The sequence below is a fragment of the Mesorhizobium delmotii genome, from assembly GCF_900149755.1.
GTDB classification, from domain to species: domain Bacteria; phylum Pseudomonadota; class Alphaproteobacteria; order Rhizobiales; family Rhizobiaceae; genus Mesorhizobium; species Mesorhizobium delmotii.
Window position 1 is genome coordinate 64370 of the sequence record NZ_FUIG01000046.1, and the last position, 16122, is coordinate 80491.

Below are 16122 nucleotides of genomic sequence, written 5' to 3' on the forward strand. Positions count from 1 at the left end.
AGCTCCAGCAGGCGACGCTCGCACTGAAAGCCGTTCGCGAGTGGTGAAAATCTAGCGCTGGTACCCTAAGCTGAATACCGGGTTCGACCCTTCTCCGCCTTCCTTCGGAGAAAATTGAAGGGGAAGCCGTGACCCAATGCGCAGATTAAAAGGTGACGCGGCCGAGCACGCGCAGGCCGTCGCCTTGCGGCTCGACGATCACGGCTTCGCCTTCGCGCGGCGAGATGCCGGTGAGCGCCATTATGTTTTCCAGATGGGTGACCATGACCACATTGTCGGAGCCGGAATAGGCGCGGATCTCGTTCATGACCGCCTCGAGCTGGGCGGCTTTCTCGCTGGCGTCGGTCTTCAGCAGGTCAAGCGGGGCGAAGGGTTCGGGCTCTTCTCTGAAAGCCGTGCGGGCCGTGTCGAGGCTGCGGCAATAGCGGCTGGACAGCACGCGCTCGACCGGCGCTGCGCGGGCGTCGAACAGCGCGCCGATCTTGCGCGCCTGCTGCTTGCCGCGCACCGAGAGATTGACCTGGGTGGCGCATTTCTCGATGTCGAAATTCGCCGGATCGGTGGTGCCTGTGACCATGGCATGGCGAAGCAGCACGACATGTCCGCCGTCGCGCAACAGCGCCCAGCCGGCTTCGGTCGCATGGGCCGCGGCGGGAATGACGAGCAGCAATAGAGCCAGCACAGATCGAAGCATCAGGCGTCCTTTTCCGGTCACCGGAGGTGGGTTCCGGTGACCGCATATAGGGACGGCAAAGCCGGCTGAAAAACAAGGCATGACCAAGCCCGGTTGTTGGCGAGGGCAGGCCGCTTCGCAAGGCGGGGCGATTGCGCTGCAATGCCGGCTCGCCTATCAGGAGAAAAATGTCTCCACTCATCGAAACCGTCCTTTTTGTCTTCGGCCTTGTCGCGCTCGGCTATCTGGCCGGGCTCACCGGCTATCTGAAGGCCGAGGCGGGCGAGGCCATCGCCGAATTCGCCGTCGGGGTGGCGATGCCGCTGCTTCTGTTCCGCACCATGGTCAACGCCGATTTCCATGGCACCGCGCCCTGGTTGTTCTGGGGAGCCTATTTCGCGGCGGCCGCAGTCACATGGGCCGCAGGCCACCTGGTCATCACGCGGGTGTTCGGGCGCGACGCGCGTGCGGGGGTCGTCGGCGGCGTGTCGTCGGCTTTTTCCAATCTCGTCCTGCTCGGCATTCCATTCGTCCTCGGCACATTCGGGCCAAGTGGGTTCGAAGTGCTGTCGCTGCTGATTTCCGTGCATCTGCCGACGATGATCATGGCGTCGATCATCCTGTTTGAAATCTTTGGCCGCGGTGACGAGCATGTGCATCCGCTGCGCATCATCCGGCGCTTCTTTCGAAAGCTGCTCTCCAATCCGCTGATCATCGGCATCCTGGCCGGATGGGTATGGCGTATCACCGGCCTGCCATTGCCGGCGCTGGCCGTCCGGCTGGTCGACGCGCTGGCCAATATCGCCGGACCGGTCGCGCTGTTTGCCATGGGGCTTGGCCTGTGCCGTTTCGGCATCTCCGGCAACGTGCGGCCGGCGCTGGCGCTGTCGGCGCTGAAGCTGATGCTGATGCCGGCCGTCGCGCTCGGCCTGGTCTGGCTGTTCGGCCTGCCGCCGCTGTCAGCGAAGGTCGCGGTCGTGGCCGCCGCGCTGCCATCCGGGGTCAATTCCTACCTGATCGCGACGCAGTTCAACACCGGCCAGGCATTGGCATCGAACCAGATGACCATCGCCACCGCCTGCGCTGTCGTCACCACGGCCTTTTGGCTGACGGTGGTGGTCCACGTGTTTGGATAGCAACGTGTTTGGATAGCAATTTGGGGCGCAAATCGGCCTCGCTTTGGCTGGCCCAAACCCTATATGCCATCTTGCGATTGATTGCGGGGCTTGCCCTAGGTAAAGAGCAGTGGCTCCAGGCGTGCCGGCATCGATGCCAGTGCGCACGCCCGTCAAAGAAATCCAGATAGCGGCCCGTCAGCGCGCCGAACGGAGGCTAGACCATGCTTCAGAAAACCAGCCATTTCATGCGCCAGGCCAATCTCATCAATGGCGAGTGGGTGCAGGCCGATAGCGGCCAGACGGTCGACGTCAACAATCCGGCCACCGGCCTCAAGATCGGCACCGTGCCGAAGTCGGGCAAGGTCGAGACGCGCCGCGCCATCGAAGCCGCCGACGCCGCCTTCAAGACATGGCGCAAGACCACCGCGCTCGAGCGTTCGAAGCTGTTGCGCAAGCTGCATGACGCGATGATGGACAATCAGGATGTGCTGGCCGAACTGCTCACCATCGAGCAGGGCAAGTCGCTGTTCGAATCGAAGGGCGAGATCGGTTCGGCCGCGTCCTACATATTGTGGTTCGCCGAAGAAGGCCGCCGTACCTATGGCGATGTCGTGCCGTCGCCCTGGGCGGACCGCCGCATCCTGGTGACCAAGGAGCCTGTCGGCGTCATCGCCGCCATCACGCCGTGGAATTTCCCGTCCTCGATGCTGGCCCGCAAGCTCGGCCCAGCACTTGCCGCCGGCTGCACCGCGGTGGTCAAGCCGGCCTCGCAGACGCCTTATTCAGGCCTCGCCTGGGGCGCGCTCGCCGAGGAAGTCGGCTTCCCCAAGGGTGTCATCAACATCCTGACCGGCGCCGCCGGTGAGATCGGCGACGAGATCTGCGGCAACCCTCTGGTCAAGAAGATCACCTTCACCGGTTCGACCGAGGTCGGCAAGATCCTGATCCAGAAGTCGTCCGTCACTGTCAAGAAAGTGTCGATGGAACTCGGCGGCAACGCCCCGTTCCTCGTCTTCGACGACGCCGACATCGAGCGTGCCGTTGCCGGCGCCATCACCGCCAAATACCGCAATTCCGGCCAGACCTGTGTCTGCACCAATCGCTTCCTGGTTCAGGCCGGCGTTTACGACAAGTTCGTCGAACAGCTCGCCGCCGCCAGCAACGGGCTGAAGGTCGGTTCCGGCCTCGATGACGGCGTGCAGCAGGGGCCGCTGATCGACGAGAAGGCGGTGGAAAAGGTCGAGGAACTGATCGCCGACGCCACCGCCAAGGGCGGCAAGGTCGTCGCCGGCGGCAAGCGCCATGCGCTGGGCGGTTCGTTCTTCCAGCCGACGGTGATCGCCGATGCGACGCCGAAGATGCGCTTCATGAAGGAAGAGATCTTTGGCCCGGTCGCGCCGGTGTTCAAGTTCGAAACCGAAGAGGAAGCCGTGGCACTCGCCAACGATACCGAATTCGGCCTCGCCTGTTATTTCTACACCGGCGATCTCGGCCGCGCCTTCCGGGTTATGGAAGGGCTGAAATACGGCATGGTCGGCGTCAATGAAGGCCTCATCACCACGCCTGAGGCGCCGTTCGGCGGCGTCAAGGAATCGGGCCTCGGCAAGGAAGGCGGACATCAGGGCATCGAGGATTATCTCGACACCAAATATGTCTGCATCGGCGGCCTCGGCCTCTGATCGGGCAGGGCCTGTCGACTATCAACAGACCCAAGCCGGCCGAAAGGCGGCCAGCCGGGATCGATCAACCAACTGGCGTTTCGGACATGGCGATGAAGGACGGCGAGGTTTTTGGCACGACGCAAGCTGGCGAGGCCATCCGCCGCTTCAGCATCCGCGGCGGCGGCCTCACCGCCAACATCATCGGGCTGGGCGCCATCATCCAGGATCTGCGCCTAGCCGGCCACGATGCGCCGCTGGTGCTCGGCTATAGCAGTTTCAAGCCCTATGAGACGGACACGGCCTTCTTCGGCGCCGTCGTCGGACGCTATGCCAACCGCATCCGCGATGGCCGTTTCACCATCGCCGGCCAGCGCTACCAGACCGAGCGCAACTTTCTCGACAAACACACGCTGCATGGCGGCTCGCAAGGTTTTTCGCACCGGGCTTGGGAGGTTTCGCTGCATGGCAAGGATTTTGTCACGCTGACGCTGCATGATCCCGACGGCACGATGGGCTTCCCCGGCGCGCTCGACGTGACCTGCACCTACAGGCTGAAAATCCCCGGCACGCTCAGCGTCGAGATGACCGCCACCTGCGAGGAGCCGACGTTGTGCAACCTCACCCAGCATTCCTATTTCAACCTGGATGACGGCGGCGCCGGCGACATCCTCGACCACCGGCTGATGCTGAACGCCGGCGCCTATCTTCCAGTCGATGGCGACCTGATCCCGACCGGCGTGGTGAAGCCGGTCGACGACACGCCATTCGATTTCCGCCAGGCGCGGCCGCTGCGCATGGAGGGTGAGGGCAAGCAGCTCCCCTACGACCTGAATTTCTGCCTTGCCTCGACGCGCGGGCCGCTCAAGCTGGCGTCATGGGCGCAAGGGGCAAATTCCGGCGTCGAGATGGAGCTCTGGACCACGGAACCGGGCGTCCAGCTCTATACCGGCCAGTATCTGGCGCCGCCTTCGCCGGGGCTCGAACGACGTCATTACAAGGCTTTTTCGGGCTTCTGCCTGGAGCCGCAGGTCTGGCCGGACGCGCCGAACCGGCCGTATTTCCCACAGGCCACGCTATGGCCGGGCCAGATCTACCACCATGTGACGGAATACCGGTTCCGACTGCCTGGCGCCTGAGCCCGGAAGCCGGTACCGGCTTTTGCTGTGCCGACCTTCGGTCCGGAAAGGATCATGCGCAAAGTTCAAAGAGCGTCCTTTGCGCTTGCATTGGACGCGCGACGCTCTCGGATCGGAACCCAATCACTGTCAGCGATCGAGTTCGGACCCTTCTCGGACATTTGAAGGCCGATAGCCGGGATGATGCAAGTTGACCCGAAGCGGTCATTCTGGCAGCGATATCGCAATCTTGAAAGCCGACATTCAGCGGAACCAGCGTTCCTGACCCGTTGCGGACTTTGCTGGCCCGGCTGTCCAACGTCCCCAAGGGGGTGGCTAGCGGCCGTTGACGCAGCTGCGGTGGACGACCGCTTAGCGGCAGCAGCAGATCGCCATCTCGGAGACCTCAATCGATGCGCCGGGCCGGCGCTCAGGGGTGGATGGAGGCGAAGACGATCTCTGAGAAGCCGGCGGTCGTCTTTTCCCGCGCCCAATCACGCTGCAGCTCGCAGGCCAGTTGAATCCAGGTGATCGGTTGCCCGCCCGCCTGGGCAATTCGCTCCAGACCGGCGCGATGAGCTTCCTCGGACGTGCCAGCGACGGCGTCCACGACGTGAAAGACCTCATAGCCTTCCCGAAGCGCGTCAAGCGCCGGGAAGACCAGGCAGACTTCGGTCCAGAGGGCCACCATGATCAGCTTGTGCCGGCCCGTCGCCTTCACCGCAGCCAGGAAGTCCACGTCCTCCCAGGCGTTTATCGACGTCCGATCAATGGGCTCGACATCGCCGAGAACCTCGGTCAGCTGCCGGATTGTCGGCTGGTTGCGCCCCGTGGCGACATTCACGGTCGAGAGCACGATGGGCAGGCCATAAAGCCTGGCGGTCTTAGCCACCGCGACGACGTTGGCCACCAGTTCGCGCCGCTCCATGGAGACGACGGAAGCGACCTGGACGGGCTGGAAGTCGATGATCACCAGAGCAGCATTTTCCGGTGTAAGCAGTTGGTCGGCGAGCGGGTCGCGAATGGTGCGGGGCGAAGCCATAGGTGTCTCCGGCGTTGGGTTGAAGCGGTCGAGCGGCCTTAAGGGTTCGGCGTCCCCGCGGGATCGGTGAATTGGGTGTCGGTGGGGCCCACGCCGCTGATGTAGGCGACCACGGGCTCGGCCCGGGTAAGGGCGAAGTGGCTCGGCCGGCCGGCTCGGCGTAGAAGCTGCCTGGCGGAAGCGGTTTGACGGCGGCCTCGTCTGCTGCGAGCCCATAGCCGAACCACCAGGTTCCCGACACCACCACGGCAGTGCGGTCGTCTCGGTGCCGGTGCGCGGCGATGCGGGTATTCGCCGGTATGCGGATCTCGATGACGTAGAGCACCGGCTTCGTGGGATCGCGATAGAGGACCGTCGTCTGGATGCCGGCGACGCCCGACGTCCCGGCTCCGGCGCCGCCCTTCGCGAGCGCGGCGGCGATCTCGGCGGGCGTCAGCCTCAGCTCCTGCGACGCGGCTGCGATCGGCGCTGTGCACACGATCAGGGCGGCGACCCAGGCGGCCCCCTGTCCGAGGCTCATGGCCTCGACCCGAGGAAACCGCGGACCATCGCAACCGTCGCCTGCGGATTCTCCTCCATGATCCAGTGGCCGGAGTCGGGGACTACACCCTCGGTGACGTCGCTCGCGGCGAAGGCATGACCGTGGCCATCATCGGTCCGAACGACTTCTCGCCGCCGATGGCCAGCACCGGCATGGACAGCTTGCCGTTGGCGGCCAGTGAGGCCTTGTTGTCGATGGCGTCCTGGTCGAACGCCGCGAACTGCGCGAAGCCGGCGCGCATGGCGCCCGGCTGGGCGTAGAGCTTGGCATAGTGGGCCCGCGAGCCTTCGGTGAACCGTGCTGGATTGGCCGAGAACTCGTTCCAAAAGCGGTCGAGATAGATCCGCTCCCGCCCTGCGACCAACCGCTCCATGTCGGGCCCACCGAAACGGAAGTGCCAGAGGAGCGGGTTCTTGAGAACCTCCTCCCACGGCCCGATCCCTGGAACCGGCGCGTCGATCAGCACGAAGCGGGTCACCCGCTGCGGGTTCTGCACAGCGAAGGCGTAGCCGACCATGTTGCCGATATCGTGGGCGACCAGATCGGCGCGCTCAATCTTCAACGCGTCGAGAACGCCTGCGATGTCGGCGCCTTGCTGGCGGCATCTCGCGCGTCCAATAATGCGCCACCAATCGAACTCTGAATTGGCACTTGCGTCGCACCGTCGAGGCCCTTTGCTGCCTTCGTTATGAACTTTCGTATGTCCCAAAAGCCCGAATTATTCGGGACGGCGCCGAGCGCCTTATCCCCCGCCTTAAGAGCCGAAGTTGTGCGAGTACCGCCAAGAAGCGCGGCGAGTTCCTGGCAGAGGCGCTGGAGCCTGTTGTCGATCATCCAGGGAGGATTGCAGATAGCCAGACCGCTACCCGCCAAAGTGACGCCGTCACGCCGGTACGGACAGAACTCAGTACGAAGCACGTTTTTGAAGCCAGCGCCGACAGCGGCATTGGCGATGCGGTCACCCAAGATGGCATCTTTTATGGGGTACCAGATCGCGTAGATACCAGTTGCCCAATTGCGATACCCCGATTGAAGCGCAGTCGCGATCTGATCCGTTTCGCCCTTTCGCTCAAATGGAGGGTCTATGAAAACCAATCCCCTCTGTTCCGGGGGCGGCAGCATCGCCCCGACTGCCTCGTAGCCGTCTCTCTGGTGGACGGAAACACGACGGTCCTTCCGGTATCGCTCCTTCAACAGCGAACCGTCCTCTGGATGCAACTCACACACGATAAGGCGGTCCTTCTCCCGCAAGGCATGCCTGACTCGCTCCGGTGAGCCGGGATAGACTCCTAGGGATTGTGCGATGAGGTCTTCGAGAGTCTTCAAGTACATGGGCGCCGACGAAAGTTTCTTGCCAAAGACCTTATTCACCCCCGCATCCCGTTCGTTGGTTCGCAGAGCTTCTTCTGAGAACAGGTCGTAGATGCCGATACCCCCATGTGTATCAAGTACGGCGAACGGGGCGGGTTTCTGCAATAGGTGTTCAAGAATGAGCGTCAAAGCGCCATGCTTGAAAACCTCGGTGTGGTTGCCTGCATGGAACGCGTGTCGATAGTTCATCCCTGTTCGATGCCTTTCCCTGGCATGAGCCGACTGTCTACTTCGAGGGTCTTAGATCGAAGGGCGGCTTTAGAGAAGGTCGGAACGAACCAATCTGGCACGATCAAGCCAACGTCGGATCCATCTGTCTAGCGCCGCCAATGAAGAGGGGAACAGCGGACTCGAGGCATGTCGCCGGTTCCAATGCCTCGACAATTCATAATGCAGCGAGTTCTCGATTGGACATCGAGGCGGGATAAGCGGCTCGTATTGAAAGCTTGTTTTCGAGGGAGATGATCACGCTCTCGGCAAAATTTGTTTGGTACATTTCCGACATGCTCGAAAGCCCGCCAGGAGTGAACACATTGATCTCCAGGAGCTTGTCTCCGACAATATCGAGCCCAACGAGGAACATCCCGTCCTGAACGAGTTTCGGTCGCACCATCTCGGCGACGGAAAGCATGGTGTTCGTTACCTCCACCCGCTCGGCGGTGCCCGCGACGTGGATGTTGGAGCGAACCTCGCCCTTTGCAGGCACGCGGCGAAAGGCGGCATATTTGCCGTCGCGTTCCAGCGCCTTTCCATTCATCACGAAGAGACGGACATCGCCGGCCTTGGCTTCGGGCAGGTAGCCCTGCGCAATCAGATAGCCTTCCCCGCTGACCGCTTCGAAGATCTGGTTGAGGTTGGCGTCCTTTGGCGAGTCGATCTTGAAGACGTTCCTGCCGCCGGATCCCTGCAGTGGCTTGACGATAGCGCCTTTGGGCTGCTGCTTGATGAAGGCGCGGATCTCTTCGATGCTCTTGGAAATCAGCGTGACCGGTCGCACGGCTTTGGGAAAGTCCTGGAAGTAGAGCTTGTTTTGAGCGAGGGCCAGCCCACCCGGATCGTTGACGACGAGCGCGCCGCGCTCGGCCGCAAGGCGCCCGAACATCGCGCCGACATTCACTGCCCACGGGCGATCGGCGGCGTCCAGCGAGGGGTCGTTCCGCAGAAAGATGATGTCGATCTCGCGAACGTCGATCGTCTTGATCTCGGTCCTGTCGCTCTGCAAATCCTTGTACAGCGTCTCCGGCTTCTTGTAAGTCGAGCTCGGCAAAGTGATAGCGCGGACCATGAGGCTGTCGTCGGGACGCAGCACGAAATCGTCGGGCGTCAGATAGGAGATTTCGTGACCGCGGCTGAGCGCCCCCAGTGCGAGCAAGGTGGTTGTATAGTGAGGCGTTTCGCGTTCGATCGAATTGACGAAGAATGCAATGCGCATCAAGAGCCCCTAGGTTGCGATCATTTCGACTGGCGAGAGCCCCGATCGTGCCTTTTCGAGACGCCGCTCTGCCTGCGGATCGAACAAAAAGGCAGGCGTTATCTCTGGCGCCCTGAGCAGGCCGCGCAGGTTCAATTCCTGCATGACACCAAAATGCGACGCCGAAATCTTCCCCATCCAGAACGGATCGAGCGCTCCGCCCTTTCCGAGATGGTCGAGCACCTCGAAGAGGCCGCGCAGGTAGATCGCGTCCTTCGCGAGGCCACCACCACGAAATAGCCTAAGGGTCAGATTGAAAGCGCCAATTTCGGTGAAACCGTAGTCGCGAACCAGAACCAGGAAGGTTTCCTGGAACGATGCACCCTCGAGCATGGCCGCGCAAGCAACCACGCGAGCGGCGATGAGACGCACACGCCCTCTTGTCATGCCGCCTGCCAGATACTCGGCGAAGACCGCGAGCCCTTCCTGCACGCCCTCATATCCGGCAAGGCCCGATCGGAAGAGGCGCAGCCCTTGAGCCGACCCATTGAAGTAGGTCAGCAGATGGACACCGATCTCATGGCTGAGCAGCGCCTCGACCCTGTGGCGCGCCATGTTTGTACTGCGTGAGATTAGAAGGCGGGAACCCGAAACCATCAGGCCAGCCGGCAGATCGTCGCGCAATTCGATAATCGGTTCGAAACCGGAATGCTGCCTGCGATAGATTTCGATCATCGAACGCGCCTGGCGCTCTACGAAAAAGCAATCGGCGCTTTCGCCGTGCTCGCCATCCCCCACCTGGTTGCCTCCTGCATTCGCCGTTTTCGCCAGAATGTCTTTCGCAGCATCAAACAATGCAGGCTCGACACGCCCGTAGAGCGCGCGGCCCAACTCGACGAAACGTGTCGTCTCCCGGGCGGAGAGCATCGAAAGTTGCAGATCGAGTTCCTGCTGCTTTTCGCGATATAGGTTGAAAAGCACGGGATCCTCAAAGCGATCGAAGTCGATCGAGAAGAGCTTGCTCTTCTCGACATCCACCTGAACGGCCAGCGGCCGATAGAGGAACCTTGGCGCATGCTGGAATCTGCTGGCCTCGAATTCCCGCCACGCCGCGTCGGCGTTGATCGGTGTTACAGCCAGAAGAAAGTCGAAGGTCGCCACGATGTCGTCGATGCTCCGATCGGCGCGGCTGACTGAGTCGACGAAGGCCTGCCTTCCGAGCGCGCGGTGCGTTGGCAGGCTCAGAATGCCGGTGGCTTTGACGAAGGCGGCAATGGCCTGCAGTCCGGCATCGAAGATATTGGCGATCAGTCTTGCCCGCAGATCGGGATAGATCTCGTCGGAGTCGGGCTGTCGATAGATCGGCGCGAAACGCACGGTGAGACAGGGAAGGCCAATGAGACGCGCAGCAAGGCGCGCGTGCGGGTCGTCCGCTGAACGACGTTTATCGAGACGCGGAGAACGGAACTTGACCTCCACGCTCTCGACCGCCGAAGCAAAGCTGTCGAGGGCAGTGCGGATCGCTCGTTGATCGGTGGCGGAAAGCGTGATCTCGAAAGGTGGAAGAAACGGGGCGTCATCACTGAGTAGCCTATCCCGTTCCAACTCGCCGACGTCCAGCAGCACGAAGGCGCCGAAGCGTTTCGCCATGGCGGAGCCTATGGCTTCGATTACCAGAACGGCGGCATCCAGATCGGGAGTGATAAGGTAAGACGCGTTGGACGATGCCACATCCCGCGCCGCATCGTCTTCACGCCCGTCGATCAAATGAACGCAAAGGAAGGGAAGCGCGCGATCGATGTGGAGGCGCCCGCCACCTTCAAGATCTCGCCGAACCGGTTTCCCAGCGTCGATATCGGCGAGAACATCTTCTACAAGCGCCATATCGAGCGCTTTCGCCGGCCTGTCGCTTACTCGCGCTTTGCTCATCTCGTCGCTTGCAGTCTATCCTCCAGGATCGGCAGCGTTGAACGGATCATAGCACGCATCGCGACCAGCGCGGCCTGATCGGGCAATCCGGTCCATTCGTCCATGAAGAATTTTTTTAACTCGACGGCGACAGCACAGCCGGTCTCCGGGAAGGCTTCGTGAATGAACCGCGTTTGCTCGCCCCTGCCTTCAAAAGCGACATTCTCGCGCACGTCCATCCGGCGCCCGCGGAACTCGAACATGCGCAACGCGGCTATGAACGGTTCAACGACATGTGCCCATCGTTCACGGTCCATAGAGAAGGTGCCGATGTTGATATCGGGCGCGGTTTCCGGATCGGATGGCGCCGCGTCTGGCCCGCCACGACGGTGATTGTAGCTGTGAATGTCGAGCACGACGAAACGTCCATGGCGCTCTTCAAGCCCGCGTAAAACCTGTCTTAGCATCGAATAATAGTCGTCGTGCACACGGAGCGAATCCTCGACCGTTTCGGGCGCGGGTTTCTCGCTCCAGATGTCCATGCCCCAGGCCTGTTCGGATGAGAGGTAGACCGCCGCCTCGCGAGCGCGGTTGAGGTCGACCTCGAAACGCGACCGGTGGAATACGATACGGTTGGGTACATCTCGAATGACGAACTCGGTGAAAGGATCTTCCTCCCGCAACCGGTCGTCGTCGGAGATCGCCAGCAACGCCTCGACGGCACCGCGGATCTCATGACCGTTGTGAATGGCCGTACCCAGGATAGGCGACAAGCCGCGATGAACCGTCCACCAATCGGCTCCCCCGATTTCCAGTTTCAGGGGGGCGTCGCCAGCCAGAATTTTGTCGATCGGCGAAGCCATTTCGGAGCTTCGTGGTCGGCCGGACAATCTGGTGTTCGGGGTGGGACCGAGGACGCTGGCGATCAAACTGCGTTTCCGTCGAGTTGCGAATTGCGTTTGGCAAACGTCCTGAGTTTGCCGGTGGTTCGTTCCTTTAAGTGCTCAGCCGTGTCCGCCGCTGTGGCCAGTGTGTTACTCGTGACGGTATCCCCGACCTCAAGTAACGTCCCGTACCGCTTTCTTGTTCCGATGGAACTATCTGAAATGCCGATGTCTTTTCGTGCGGAGGGTTTCAGATGCTGGCCGGTCAAGACGGCATCGGAATAGCGTCACACTTGTTACTCCCACGGTTCGCTTTCCGGTGCCAAACTACCTCATGCCCAACAACGAGCGATGAGCAGCGAATGGAACCGCGTGTCAGCCATGAGACGCGGGAAATTCGCCCAAATCAGGAGGTATCAACGCCATGACTTCATCAGCCAAGAGCGGACGGAAAAGCGGACAGCCTGCCATGCACACGCCACCCGTCGTGTCGCCGCAGGCGTGGGAGGCGGCCCGCGAGCAGCTGCTCGTGAAGGAAAAGGCGCAGACCCGCGCCCGTGACGCGCTGGCCGCCGAGCGCCGGCGGATGCCGTGGATGGCGGTGGAGAAGACCTATGCGTTCGAGGGGCCTGACGGAAAGGCCAGCCTGCTCGACCTATTCGACGGTCGGCGCCAGCTGATCGTCTACCGCGCCTTTTTCGAGCCGGGAGTGTTCGGCTGGCCCGACCATGCCTGCCGCGGCTGCTCCATGGTGGCCGACCAGGTCGCCCATGTCGCCCATCTGAACGCCCGTGATACAACCCTCGTCTTCGTCTCGCGCGCGCCTCAGGCTGATATCGCGCGGCTGAAGGCGCGGATGGGCTGGGAGATGCCGTGGTTCACTCTCACCGACAGCTTCGACGCCGATTTCGGCGTGGACGAGTGGCACGGCCACAACGTGTTCATCCGCGACGGCGACCGCGTATTCCGTACCTACTTCATCAACAACCGCGGCGACGAGCAGATGGGAGGCACCTGGAACTACCTCGACATCACCCCGCTGGGCCGGCAGGAGGTCTGGGAGGACTCGCCCGAGGGCTATCCCCAGACCCCGACCTACAAGTGGTGGAACTGGCATGACAGCTACGCCGCGGATCCAGCGGCCGACAAGAAGTGGGCCGAGGTGTCGGACGCCGGAGAGGCGGCGTTCCGGGAGGCGAACACGAAGCAATGAGCCAGGCCTGTTCCGGTGGATCCGACGGGCGTCGGCGGTCGGTCTGAGGGTCCCCGATCGACCGTAGCGCGAAGCGCCGCTACGAGGAGCGGTCGCGAATGTCCGGAACCGGCGCTCTGTGCTCGCCGGCCGATTCAAACGGCAAGGTTGTCGGTCGATTGACGCCGGGTAGCCGGGGCGACGCACGCTGGACCCAAGCCGACCTTTTTTATTTGCCGCAACCGATCTCCGCGCCCGCAGTTCACAGGCGACAATCCGGCAGGAGCGACCGGACAAGCTGTCGCCGCGGCAGATCAGACTTTGACGAGCATAGCGGTCACATACATGAACGAAACGCCTGCGGCCAATCCCGCCATCGTGGCTGGCGCTGTAAGCGCCGCAGGGCCTCTCCCGTCCAACCTCATCAGGTACGCAGTGACTTCGACGATGACCTGCAGAATGGCTCCCGCTCCGACCGCGAGAGCCAGCGCCGACCACTGCGGCGCATAGGCCAGGCTTCCGATCCAAAGTCCGATGACGGCGGGACCGCCCGCCAGAAGCGCCAAGCCGACGAAGGTCCACAGAGGCGGGCGCTTCTTCAGCATCGGCGCGGAAATGCCGATGCCTTCGGTGATGTTGTGCAGCATGAAGCCCAACACCAGGAAAGTGCCCAATCCGGCCGCGCCTGCCGCGAACGCAGCGCCGATGGCCAGCCCCTCGCCAAGATTGTGCAGGCCGATTCCAAGCGCGATGAAGGTGGCGAGCGCAAGTCCGGTCGGTACTCCGTCCCGGCGGCCGGCCGCCATCAGCAGGAGGAAACTCGCAGCGGCTGCGAGGACGACCATGGCCTGTCCCTGGAATATTGCGGCGGACTCGGCCGCCAGTTCGAAAGCTTCAGCCGTGGCGTCGACTAACAGGAACGCCAGCAGGCCGACAGTCAGGGCGAGCAGGAAATTCATGCCGTTGCGGCCGACTCCGCGCAGCGCTGGAAAAAACATCATTCCGATGGCGACTGGAACAAGGCCGACAAACACGCCTAGCAGCGCCTGGGAGGCGAGGCTCCTTGCATCCCGCGTCGGGGTAGGCACGGCGACCGCGATCTCGTGCTCGAACGTCGTTCCGGTGTTGGTGACGATGTTGATGGCATGCGCCTCCCCCAGCACCCAGGGGAAGGGCAGGTGGATCCATGCCGTAGCGCCGCGGGCGAGCGGTCCTGCGGGTTCCTGCGTGAACTGCCAGTATGCGTCGTCAACCTGGACCTGGGCGATCGTCATCGGCTCCGAGCCGCCGGCGCGGACGAGGACGCGGATGCCGTCGGACGAAAGGATCGTCCGCTCGAAAGTCAGGCTCTCCACAGGCGGAGCGCCGTTCCCGAAGTTTCTGAGCGGGTCAGAGACCAGCAGCCAGGTGATCGCCAGGCCGAGGGCGGCAAGCGGCAGGATCAGCCACAGCAAAGCGGCGCGCGACTTTCCGGAGCCGACGGGAGCGGTCGGGTCGGCGGCGGCGATGTGCGAGACCTCGTTCATGCGACCGCCTCCACCACGTCGAACATGCCCGTCCAGCCGAGTTCGGTGAACTCCGACTGATGCGGGTGGAACATGTAGAGACCGGTCTCGTGATCCTTGTAGGTAAACTCGAGGATTCCGCGCTGCGCCTGCACCTGAGTGATCAGGTCGACCGTCCTCAAGGTCGGCGTGAGCGTCGTCCCCTGTTCGAAATAGTCGAAGAAGTTGGCGTGCAAGTGGAACGAGTTGATGGGATCGAACTCGACGACATTGGCCAGATAGATGCGGACTGGGCGGTTGCGGACGATCCTGATCGGCCGCTTCATGTACGCGTGTGCGACGGTATTCACCGCATAGACTTCGTTCCCGTTGTCGAAGTTGGTGTCGAAGCCGTTCATCACCATGGCGAATTCCTGCCATTCGGCGTTCTCGGGCGTGCCGAGCAAGCGGGAACGGGCGACATTGGCAAGCTCCGGATGGCGGGCCGGATCCGGGTCGATTACGAAAAGGCCGTACATGCCCTTGTGGATATGCCGCTTCAGGGGCAGCGCATGACAGTGATAGAGATGGCAGCCGAAGGGCCTGGCATCGAACTCGTAGACGAATTCTTCTCCCGGATCGATCAAGCCTGCACCGGGGACGCCGTCCATCCTTGCGGCATGGATGCCGTGGAAGTGCATGGAGTGGGGATGCGAGCCGGAGTTGCGGAAGACCATCCGCAGGTGCTCGCCTTCGGTCGCCCTGAGCGCGGGCCCGGGCACCCGCCCGTTGTAGGTCCAGGCCGGGAACATGATCCCCGGCGCGATTTCGATTTCCTTGTCAACCGCCTCGATCTCGAAAGTCCGAAGGATTCGTCCGTCGGGAAGCGTCGACACCGAGCCCGTTTCCCAGTCCGTCACGATCCGGGAAGGATCGAAACCGTTGCGCTCGTTGTCCACGTCTCCGACGGTGATCATCGATCCGTGGGCGGCCAAATGCGCTGGAGGCGGTGCAGCGTCCGCGGCCGACGCCGCCCCATGGCCGGAATGGACCGATTGGCCAGCTGCCGTTCCCGCTATCGCCGAGCCTCCGGCCGCCAGGCCGCCCCACAGCAGCCCACGCCTGCTGATCTTTTCGCGGAACCACATGCTGACCTCGGACATAACCGTCACCACAAATGCAAATGAGAATGATTTGCATTAGCATTAAACGGATTGTTTCGCAATCGACTCGCAACCGCATCTATTCGGGGAGGGGCCGTCGGCAAATTGATGTGGTGCGAATTTGCTCCTTACAAGCAACCAACGGGAACAACCACTTCGCATCGCGACTCACATTCATGCTCCTGTTGGCAAAGTCGACCGCTGGCCACGTTGAGCAAAGCACTAAGACGGACCTGGAACGACGGCTTCCCCACGAACTGCCGACATTGAATGAGAGGGTCAGCAACGACCGCTAATGGCGTGCGCCGTGACAAGGCGGCGCTTTCCAGTGGGTGCAAGTCCCACCCGGCAAGATGCTCCAGCCGGAAGCAACCGGAGCAGGCATGGAGGAGACAAAATGTCTGAAGCCTTCGGATAGTGGTCACGTAGGTGACCGCGCGAGTGTGCAGGCCGCAACGTGAGTGAACGCTGAGCAAGCCTCGAAAAGGACGATGTGCAGGCCGACCCACCAGCCATTGTGGGGAAGGCTGACACGAAATGGGTGAGTGTGAGCGACGAT

Annotated in this window: 12 protein-coding genes and 1 pseudogene; 4 read left to right on the plus strand and 9 right to left on the minus strand. The window is 62.3% G+C overall.

Annotated features, from left to right (window positions below):
- Positions 1-145: 145 nt before the first annotated feature.
- Positions 146-694 carry a histidine phosphatase family protein gene (locus tag BQ8482_RS27790; protein WP_123150751.1) on the minus strand — a complete coding sequence of 183 codons (549 nt, stop codon included), beginning with the start codon at positions 692-694 and terminating at the stop codon, positions 146-148.
- A 167-nt stretch (positions 695-861) separates the two neighbouring features.
- Between BQ8482_RS27790 and BQ8482_RS27795 the strand changes: the two genes are divergently transcribed.
- From BQ8482_RS27795 to BQ8482_RS27805, 3 genes are all read left to right on the plus strand, one after another.
- Complete coding sequence (locus tag BQ8482_RS27795; protein WP_123150521.1) at positions 862-1809, plus strand: AEC family transporter; 948 nt, start codon at positions 862-864, stop codon at positions 1807-1809.
- Positions 1810-2012: 203 nt separating this feature from the next.
- A complete protein-coding gene (locus tag BQ8482_RS27800; RefSeq protein ID WP_123150522.1) occupies positions 2013-3470 on the plus strand; it encodes an NAD-dependent succinate-semialdehyde dehydrogenase in 1458 nt (485 codons plus the stop codon).
- Positions 3471-3556: 86 nt separating this feature from the next.
- Entirely contained in the window at positions 3557-4588 is a 1032-nt protein-coding gene (locus BQ8482_RS27805) for an aldose epimerase family protein (protein WP_123150523.1), read from the plus strand.
- Positions 4589-4997: 409 nt separating this feature from the next.
- On the opposite strand, the gene BQ8482_RS27810 is transcribed toward BQ8482_RS27805, so the two are convergent.
- The 6 genes and pseudogenes from BQ8482_RS27810 to BQ8482_RS27840 all read right to left on the minus strand — a co-directional run bounded on the left by BQ8482_RS27810 (position 4998) and on the right by BQ8482_RS27840 (position 11703).
- The gene (locus BQ8482_RS27810) at positions 4998-5609 is read right to left on the minus strand and encodes a hydrolase (RefSeq protein ID WP_123150524.1); all 612 of its coding nucleotides are present in this window, start codon (positions 5607-5609) and stop codon (positions 4998-5000) included.
- 516 nt (positions 5610-6125) lie between these two features.
- Positions 6126-6745 (minus strand): annotated as a pseudogene (locus BQ8482_RS27820) (alpha/beta fold hydrolase); the annotation flags it as partial.
- Positions 6709-7710: a 23S rRNA (adenine(2030)-N(6))-methyltransferase RlmJ gene (locus BQ8482_RS27825; RefSeq protein ID WP_123150525.1), complete on the minus strand. Its 1002-nt coding sequence runs from the start codon at positions 7708-7710 to the stop codon at positions 6709-6711. The pseudogene BQ8482_RS27820 and the gene BQ8482_RS27825, both read right to left, overlap by 37 nt.
- Positions 7711-7906: 196 nt before the next feature.
- Positions 7907-8953: a glutathione synthetase gene (locus BQ8482_RS27830; RefSeq protein WP_123150526.1), complete on the minus strand. Its 1047-nt coding sequence runs from the start codon at positions 8951-8953 to the stop codon at positions 7907-7909.
- Positions 8954-8962: 9 nt separating this feature from the next.
- Positions 8963-10861 carry a flavohemoglobin expression-modulating QEGLA motif protein gene (locus tag BQ8482_RS27835; RefSeq protein ID WP_123150527.1) on the minus strand — a complete coding sequence of 633 codons (1899 nt, stop codon included), beginning with the start codon at positions 10859-10861 and terminating at the stop codon, positions 8963-8965.
- On the minus strand, positions 10858-11703 hold the full coding sequence (locus BQ8482_RS27840) for an N-formylglutamate amidohydrolase (RefSeq protein WP_123150528.1): 846 nt from the start codon (positions 11701-11703) through the stop codon (positions 10858-10860). Before BQ8482_RS27840 ends, BQ8482_RS27835 begins: the two co-directional genes overlap by 4 nt.
- 445 nt (positions 11704-12148) lie before the next feature.
- On the opposite strand from BQ8482_RS27840, the gene BQ8482_RS27845 reads away from it, so the two are divergent.
- Complete coding sequence (locus BQ8482_RS27845; protein WP_165848744.1) at positions 12149-12937, plus strand: DUF899 domain-containing protein; 789 nt, start codon at positions 12149-12151, stop codon at positions 12935-12937.
- A 293-nt stretch (positions 12938-13230) separates the two neighbouring features.
- Here the strand turns inward: BQ8482_RS27845 and BQ8482_RS27850 are convergent, their stop codons facing one another.
- Both BQ8482_RS27850 and BQ8482_RS27855 read right to left on the minus strand, forming a co-directional pair.
- Positions 13231-14442 carry a ZIP family metal transporter gene (locus tag BQ8482_RS27850; RefSeq protein ID WP_123150529.1) on the minus strand — a complete coding sequence of 404 codons (1212 nt, stop codon included), beginning with the start codon at positions 14440-14442 and terminating at the stop codon, positions 13231-13233.
- Entirely contained in the window at positions 14439-15563 is a 1125-nt protein-coding gene (locus tag BQ8482_RS27855) for a multicopper oxidase domain-containing protein (RefSeq protein WP_123150530.1), read from the minus strand. Before BQ8482_RS27855 ends, BQ8482_RS27850 begins: the two co-directional genes overlap by 4 nt.
- Positions 15564-16122: the final 559 nt, after the last annotated feature.

Excerpts from the sequence above, each read along its gene's own strand:
- BQ8482_RS27790 (WP_123150751.1), bottom strand. The coding sequence starts at position 694 with ATGCTTCGATCTGTGCTGGCTCTATTGCTGCTCGTCATTCCCGCCGCG.
- BQ8482_RS27795 (WP_123150521.1), top strand. The coding sequence starts at position 862 with ATGTCTCCACTCATCGAAACCGTCCTTTTTGTCTTCGGCCTTGTCGCG.
- BQ8482_RS27800 (WP_123150522.1), top strand. The coding sequence starts at position 2,013 with ATGCTTCAGAAAACCAGCCATTTCATGCGCCAGGCCAATCTCATCAAT.
- BQ8482_RS27805 (WP_123150523.1), top strand. The coding sequence starts at position 3,557 with ATGGCGATGAAGGACGGCGAGGTTTTTGGCACGACGCAAGCTGGCGAG.
- BQ8482_RS27810 (WP_123150524.1), bottom strand. The coding sequence starts at position 5,609 with ATGGCTTCGCCCCGCACCATTCGCGACCCGCTCGCCGACCAACTGCTT.
- BQ8482_RS27825 (WP_123150525.1), bottom strand. The coding sequence starts at position 7,710 with ATGAACTATCGACACGCGTTCCATGCAGGCAACCACACCGAGGTTTTC.
- BQ8482_RS27830 (WP_123150526.1), bottom strand. The coding sequence starts at position 8,953 with ATGCGCATTGCATTCTTCGTCAATTCGATCGAACGCGAAACGCCTCAC.
- BQ8482_RS27835 (WP_123150527.1), bottom strand. The coding sequence starts at position 10,861 with ATGAGCAAAGCGCGAGTAAGCGACAGGCCGGCGAAAGCGCTCGATATG.
- BQ8482_RS27840 (WP_123150528.1), bottom strand. The coding sequence starts at position 11,703 with ATGGCTTCGCCGATCGACAAAATTCTGGCTGGCGACGCCCCCCTGAAA.
- BQ8482_RS27845 (WP_165848744.1), top strand. The coding sequence starts at position 12,149 with ATGACTTCATCAGCCAAGAGCGGACGGAAAAGCGGACAGCCTGCCATG.
- BQ8482_RS27850 (WP_123150529.1), bottom strand. The coding sequence starts at position 14,442 with ATGAACGAGGTCTCGCACATCGCCGCCGCCGACCCGACCGCTCCCGTC.
- BQ8482_RS27855 (WP_123150530.1), bottom strand. The coding sequence starts at position 15,563 with ATGTCCGAGGTCAGCATGTGGTTCCGCGAAAAGATCAGCAGGCGTGGG.